We start from the raw sequence: 7,203 nt of genomic DNA, 5'->3' as shown, positions 1-7,203 counted from the left end.
CGCGCCGGCCCCGCCGCTGCCGCCGTTGCCGCCCGCGCCACCGTCGCCGCCGTTACCGGCGGTCGAGGTGCCCCCGGACCCCTTGGTGGTGGCGTCGCCACCGGCCCCACCGTTGCCGCCGGCACCACCGGTCCCACCGGGCTGGCCGGCCGCACCGGTCGCGCCCTGGGCGCCGACACCACCGGCGCCACCGGCACCAGCGGTCGCGATGCCGCCGGAGCCGTTGGCCCGGGCGTCGCCACCGGCGCCGCCGTCACCACCGGTGCCGGCGATGAGACCCTGTCCGCCGGTGCCACCGGTCCCGCCGTCACCGGCGGTCGCGATACCAAGGTGACCGTTGGACCGGGCGTCGCCGCCGGCGCCGCCGACCCCGCCGGTGCCACCGTGTCCGTTCTCGGCGGTACCACCGGTACCACCCGCGCCACCGGTGCCGCCGGTCGAGTTGCCCTCGGAGCCGTTGGCGGTGCCGTCGCCGCCGCCACCGCCCGCGCCACCGGCACCACCTTCACCGCCATTGCCGATGGGCGCGAACGAGTTCCCGCCGGTGCCACCGGCACCACCGTTGCCGCCGACGTCGGTGCCCTCGTGGCCGTTGGCGGTGGCGTCGCCGCCGTTACCGCCCGCACCACCGGCGCCGCCGTTGCCGAAGATCAAGCTGGCGGCATCGCTGCTGCTGCCACCGTTACCACCGGCACCGCCGTTGGAGCCGGTCGTGACGCCGCCGGCGCCGTTGGCCGTACCGCCGAACCCGTCGCCGCCGGTGCCGCCGACCCCGCCGTTGCCCATGACCGTGCCACCGGTGCCGCCGTTGCCACCGGCCCCACCGTCCACGCCGACCTTGGTTGAATCCCAGCCGTCGCCGCCGTCGCCACCATTGCCGAAGAACCCGGCGTTCCCGCCGTCACCACCGGCCAACCCCTGCACGGTGGAGTCCCAGCCGTCGCCGCCGTCGCCGAACCACAGCCCGCCGGCGCCGCCGTCCGGGCTGTCCTGGGTGCCGTCGATACCGTTGCAGATCAGGCCGCACGCTCCGTCGAGGCTGTCCACGCCGTTCATCTGGATGTAGGCGGTGTTGATGGCATCGTCGATCTGCTGACCGAAGTCACTGGTGATCCAGGCCTGCATGGCCGTGTGCCACGGGTCGTACATCCACGAGTCGATCACGCTCGCCGGGTCAAGACTCGGGTTGGCCAGCAGCAGTTGGTCCCAGAACGGCGAGTCGCCGAACACGTCATCGACCCCGGTGGTGTCCGCGGCCGAGCCGGCGACCATGCCGGGGTCGAACAGGTCCATCAGCCAGTCGAGACCGTCGGCGTGTGCGTCCGGCGCGGTGGCCAATGGGGCCATCCCGAATGCCAAGAATGCGGCCGCGGCGCTTGACACCCCGATCACACGACTGCGGCGGCGTGCCCCCGAGGCACGCGAATCATGCGGTTTCCCTACGTACTTCCTGTCGGCCATCTGCCACCCTCCCTTGTTCGATCCAATTCCCCGGCGTAAGAATCTGGCTCGTTTCTCAGCCACCGTTGAGCCAACCGGGACGCGACGGGGCTGTCAACCTGACCCGCAACAGTCTCAGAAATATCTGCTCGCCCTGTTGCCCTTGCGGGACAACAGGTTACGAAATCACTCCTACAGTCGACATTTTGAGCCGGTTAACCCGTTGGAGCGCACTTGGTTTCGACCGCTGGGTCGTTTAGCAGCCCTTGAGGCGCACGGCCAGATAATCGGCCACCGCGTCGATGGCCACCCGCTCCTGGGCCATGCTGTCGCGTTCTCGCACGGTGACGGCGTGGTCTTCGAGCGAGTCGAAGTCGACGGTGATGCAGAACGGGGTGCCGATCTCGTCCTGACGCCGGTAGCGCCGGCCCACCGCCCCGGCGTCGTCGAACTCGACGTTCCAGGATTGCCGCAACTCGGCGGCCAGATCCCGGGCCTTGGGCGAAAGGTCGGCGTTGCGGCTCAGCGGCAGCACAGCAGCCTTGACCGGCGCCAGTCGCGGGTCCAGCCGCAGTACGGTGCGCTTGTCCACCCCGCCCTTGGCGTTGGGGGCCTCGTCCTCCTGGTAGGAGTCGACCAGGAAGGCCATCAGCGAGCGGGTCAGGCCGGCGGCCGGTTCGATCACGTACGGCACGTAGCGGGTGTCGGACGCCTGGTCGTAGAACGACAGGTCGACGCCGGAATGCTGTGAGTGCGTGGTCAGATCGAAGTTGGTGCGGTTGGCGATGCCTTCGAGCTCACCCCACGGGTTCCCGGCGAAACCGAACTTGTACTCGATGTCGGTGGTGCCGGCGGAGTAGTGCGACAGCTTCTCGAGCGGGTGTTCGTAGAGGCGCAGGTTCTCACGCTTGATACCCAGGTCGACGTACCACTGCAGGCGCGCGTCGATCCAGTACTGGTGCCACTCGGTCGCGGTGGACGGCTCGACGAAGAATTCCATCTCCATCTGCTCGAACTCACGGGTCCGGAAGATGAAGTTGCCGGGGGTGATCTCGTTGCGGAAGCTCTTGCCGATCTGGCCGATTCCGAACGGCGGCTTGCGACGTGCCGTGGTCACGACGTTGGCGAAGTTGACGAAGATGCCCTGGGCCGTTTCGGGCCGCAGGTAGTGCAGGCCTTCTTCAGACTCGATCGGGCCCAGGTAGGTCTTGAGCATCATGTTGAAGTCACGGGGCTCGGTCCACTCGCCCTTGGTGCCGCAGTCCGGGCAGGAAATCTCGCTCATCGGAACGTCGTCGGGGTTACCACCCTTTTTCAGTGCCACCGCTTCCTGCATGTGGTCCTGGCGGTGCCGCTTGTGGCAGTTGAGGCACTCCACCAGCGGATCGTTGAACACCGCGACGTGACCGGAGGCGACCCACACCGGCCGCGGCAGGATGATCGCACTGTCCAAACCGACGACATCGTCTCGCGACGTCACGACCGAGCGCCACCACTGTCGCTTGATGTTCTCCTTGAGCTCCACCCCGAGTGGCCCGTAGTCCCAGGCCGACTTTGTGCCGCCGTAGATTTCGCCCGACTGAAAGACCAGGCCACGTCGTTTGGCGAGGTTGGCAACGGTGTCGATGATGGACGCCACGAGGGGGTGCACTCCTGTCTTGTCGGGTTCACGTCGACAACCCCGACGCGCAACCTCAGACATGGTATCGACACCGCCGAGCTTCTTTGACATGCGTCATTACGCATGAAACAGTGGAGCCAGCTGAAAACGATTTCCAACATGGGCGGAGGTGGTGGTATGTCGCCCACAACATCGGGTCTGGTAGCCGACGACCACCAGCACCACGGGCCCGCGTTCCCCGCCACGCCGCCGCGGGAGATCCTCGATGCCGCCGGCGAATTGCTGCGGGCGCTGGCCGCTCCGGTGCGCATCGCGATCGTTCTGCAACTGCAGGAATCGCACCGCTGCGTGCACGAGCTCGTCGACGCGCTCGGGGTGCCCCAGCCGCTGGTCAGCCAGCACCTGAAGATCCTCAAATCCGCCGGGGTGGTCACCGGGGAACGGTCGGGCCGCGAAGTGCTCTACCGGTTGGCCGACCACCACCTGGCGCACATCGTCATCGACGCGGTGGCCCACGCCGGTGAGGACCGTTGACCGCCCCGGGAGTGCGCTCCACCCGGCAGCGCGCAGCGATCTCGGCGCTGCTGGAGACCATCGACGATTTCCGTTCGGCCCAGGAACTGCACGACGCGCTGCGTGAGCGCGGGGAGAACATCGGACTGACGACGGTCTATCGCACGCTGCAGGCGATGGCTGCGGCCGGGCAGGTCGACACGTTGCGCGCCGACACCGGCGAGTCGGTGTACCGGCGCTGCTCGGAGCACCATCACCACCATCTGGTCTGCCGCCACTGCGGTGCCACCGTCGAGGTGGGCGATCACGAGGTCGAGGAGTGGGCGGCCCAGATCGCCGCCGAGCACGGCTTCTCCGACGTCAGCCACACCATCGAGATCTTCGGTACCTGCGCCGACTGCAGGAAGTAAGTAAGCCCGCCCGGTCGGATCAGCCCGGCGAGCCGTTGCTGGCGCCGCTACCTCCTTCGCCACCTTCGCCGCCCCGGCCCAGGTTGCCGCCGTTGCCACCGTTACCGCCGTTGCCGCCGGAGGCGCCGGTGTTGGTCCCCGACGGGTCGTAACCGTCGCCGCCGTCGCCACCGTTGCCAGCCGGCAGCGGGGCCGGGTTGCTACCGGCCGCGCCGGCTGTGCCAGCCGTTCCCCCGCCGCCGGCGCCACCGCTGCCGGCTGCGCCGCCGGACCCACCGGTGCCCCGCAAACTGGTGGTACCGCCGTTGCCGCCATTGCCGCCGGCGCCTTCGTTGTTGCCGGTCGCGGCGCCGACGCCGCCGCCGGCCACCCCGGCTGCGCCCTGGGCTCCCTTACCGCCGTCGCCGGCGAGGGCCCCGTTGCCGCCGGTGCCACCGGAACCACCGTTGCCGTTGGTGCCACCGGCCCCGGCGGTAGTGCCACCGCCGCCACCGTCGCCGCCCTTGCCGCCCCCACCGGCGGTGCCGGCGTTGCCTCCGGTGCCGCCGCCACCCTTGGCCGCGCCGGTGTCGCTGCCGCCGGCGATACCCGACTGGCCGGCGCCGCCGTTGCCGCCTGCTCCGGCGTTGCCACCGGTACCGCCCTGGCCGCCTTGGCCACCGTTGCCGTTGGCGCCGATGGTGCTGCCGGTCCCGCCGTTGCCGCCGGTGCCGCCCCGGCCACCGATGCCGCCGGTGCCGCCCGCGCTTCCGGACTGGCCGTTGGCGGTGACGCTCGAGGTGTTGACGCCGTTGCTACCGGTGTATCCGGTGCCGCCGGTGCCGCCCTGTCCACCGGACCCGCCGGATCCAGCGGTACCGCCGGTGCCGGTGGCCGCCTGGGCACCGGTGCCGCCCAAAAGTTTGCCGCCGGCGCCGCCATTGCCGCCGTTGCCACCGTCACCACCGGCACCGCCGACGCCGCCCTGGGTGCCCGCGACCGTGCTGGAGGTACCGACCGAGCCGACGGTTCCTATTCCGCCACCGCCACCGGACGCACCGGTCCCGGCGTTGCCGCCGGTTCCGGCTGCCCCGGAGATCGAGCCGCCGTTGCCGCCTTGACCGCCATTACCGCCGGAGCCGCCCTTGCCGCCGTCCAGGCCGGTGGTGTCCGCGGAGTTGTCGGTGCCCGCGGTTCCGGAGCCGCCCTCGCCGCCGTTGCCGCCCTTACCGATGTTGCCGCCGTCGCCGCCGGCACCGCCGTTGCCGCCGGAAGTTCCCGCCGGCGCACCGCCCGCTGACGGGTCGTACCCGGCACCACCGGCGCCACCGTTGCCGGCCGGCCCGGCCACACCGTCGCCGTTGGCAGCCGTATCGCCGGCGCTGCCGGTCCCCGCCGCCCCGCCGGTTCCGGCCGCGCCCGCGGTGCCGGCGGCCCCGCCCTGGGTGGAATCGCCGCCGGCGCCACCATTGCCGCCGCCACCGGCGCTGCCGTGGATGGTCTGGCCGGCTACCCCGGCCTTACCGGCTCCACCGTCACCACCGGCGGCACCGTTGCCACCGGCTCCGGCGTTGCCGCCATCACCGTTCGCCCCGAGAGCGCCGCTCCCGCCGGCGGCGCCGCCGCCGTTACCGCCCTGGCCGCCACTGCCACCCGTCCCGACGCCGCCGGCGTCGCCCCCGGCCCGGCCGTCCATGTCATTGACGCCGGTCCCGCCGGTGGTACCGCCGAAGCTGTAGCCGGCCCCGGCATTACCGCCGACCGCCCCGTTACCGCCGGCGCCGCCGATACCGCCGTCGCCGGAGATCGAACCGCCGAGGCCGCCGCTGCCGCCCGCGCCGCCCGAGCCGCCGTTGAGGCCGGATCCGCCGTCGACGAGGGTCGACGTCCCCGCGGCTCCGTTGCTGCCCGCCGTGCCGGAGCCGCCGGCGCCGCCGTCACCGCCCTTGCCGATATTGCCGCCGTTGCCGGCCGCACCACCATTGCCGCCGTTGGTCCCCGCCGCCGCACCGGAACCCGCCGCCGACGGGTCATAACCGGTACCGCCGTCACCGCCGTTGCCGGCCGGCCCGCTCACCCCGGTGCCCGCATTGCCCTCATTGCCCGGAGTCGTCGTGCCGTCGCCGTTGGTCCCGGCAGCACCACCGGCACCGGCGATCGCCGAATCCCCGCCGTTACCGCCGTGCCCGCCCGAACCGGCGACACCATCGAAACCGGCATCGGTGGCGGTGCCTGCCGCACCCTTGCCACCGCCACCACCGGCAGCCCCGTCGCCGCCATTCCCGCCGTGCCCGCCGGCACCGTCGGCACCCGCGGCGGTACCGGCAGTCGAGCCACCCGCACCGCCGTTGCCGCCGGCACCGCCGACACCTGCGGTGCCCGCAGCACCACCGTTGCCACCGCCACCGAGCGCCGCACCGGTGTCACCACCACCGGCGGTTCCCGCCACGCCCAGCGCGCCGGTCCCGCCGGCGCCGGCGTTACCACCGGAACCGCCTTGGCCACCGGAGCCACCCGTGCCGTTGGTGCCCACCGAACCGGCCGCGCCGTTGGTGGCACTGCCCGCCGCACCGCCGTTACCGCCGACGCCACCGTCGCCGCCGCGACCGCCTACGCCGCCGGCGGTGCCGGCGCCACCGTTGCCGAGCGTCGTCCCGGCAGCACCACCGTTAGCACCCGCGATACCCGCAAGCCCACCACCGCCGCCGCCACCATTGGCGCCGCTACCGGCGTTACCACCGCTACCAGCGGCACCCGAGGTCGATCCGCCGTTGCCGCCGTGTCCGCCGTTGCCGCCGGCGCCGCCGGACCCACCGGCCAAGCCATTCACACCACCGGCCTGCGCTACGCCGTTGCCGTCCGCTCCGCCCTGGGTGGCGGAGTTGTCGGTTCCAGCGATGCCCGAGCCGCCGTTGCCGCCCCGGCCGCCGGCACCGATATTGCCGCCGTTACCGCCGTTGCCGCCGTTACCGCCGGAGGTCCCAGCGGCCGCCCCCGAACCGATTGCGGTCGGGTCGTACCCATTGCCACCGGCACCACCGTTGCCGGCCGCTACCGAAAGGCTCTGACCGGCGGTGCCGGATCCACCGGCCGTGCCGGCGGTGCCGGTGCCACCGATGCCGGCGTTGCCGCCGATGCCGGCGGCCCCGCCCTGCGCTGAGTCGCCGCCGTTTCCGCCATCGCCGCCGGCGCCGAGCTTCCCGTCCGAGCCGGCGACGCCCGCCAGCCCCCGCACCACAC

4 protein-coding genes and 1 pseudogene are annotated in these 7,203 nt (G+C 72.2%); 2 read left to right on the top strand and 3 right to left on the bottom strand.

Annotated features, from left to right (window positions below):
• On the bottom strand, window positions 1-1,383 hold a 1,383-nt coding region (locus A5771_RS23540; RefSeq protein WP_342707876.1), incomplete at its 3' end, for a PGRS repeat-containing protein.
• Window positions 1,384-1,696: 313 nt separating this feature from the next.
• A complete protein-coding gene (locus tag A5771_RS20485) occupies window positions 1,697-3,079 on the bottom strand; it encodes a glycine--tRNA ligase (protein ID WP_064857032.1) in 1,383 nt (460 codons plus the stop codon).
• Between the two features lie 159 nt (window positions 3,080-3,238).
• Here A5771_RS20485 and A5771_RS20480 point away from each other — a divergent pair, with 159 nt between their 5' ends.
• A complete protein-coding gene (locus tag A5771_RS20480) occupies window positions 3,239-3,595 on the top strand; it encodes an ArsR/SmtB family transcription factor (RefSeq protein ID WP_064857033.1) in 357 nt (118 codons plus the stop codon).
• On the top strand, window positions 3,592-3,984 hold the full coding sequence (locus A5771_RS20475; RefSeq protein WP_064857031.1) for a Fur family transcriptional regulator: 393 nt from the start codon (window positions 3,592-3,594) through the stop codon (window positions 3,982-3,984). Before A5771_RS20480 ends, A5771_RS20475 begins: the two co-directional genes overlap by 4 nt.
• A 19-nt stretch (window positions 3,985-4,003) precedes the next feature.
• On the opposite strand, the pseudogene A5771_RS24410 reads toward A5771_RS20475, so the two are convergent.
• A pseudogene (locus A5771_RS24410) lies at window positions 4,004-7,203 on the bottom strand (PE family protein); the annotation flags it as partial.

It is taken from the genome of Mycolicibacter sinensis, from assembly GCF_001667375.1.
In the GTDB taxonomy this organism is placed as follows: Bacteria; Actinomycetota; Actinomycetes; order Mycobacteriales; family Mycobacteriaceae; genus Mycobacterium; species Mycobacterium sinense_A.
Note: the sequence above shows the minus strand (reverse complement) of the source record. Positions and strands in the feature narration are given on the sequence as shown.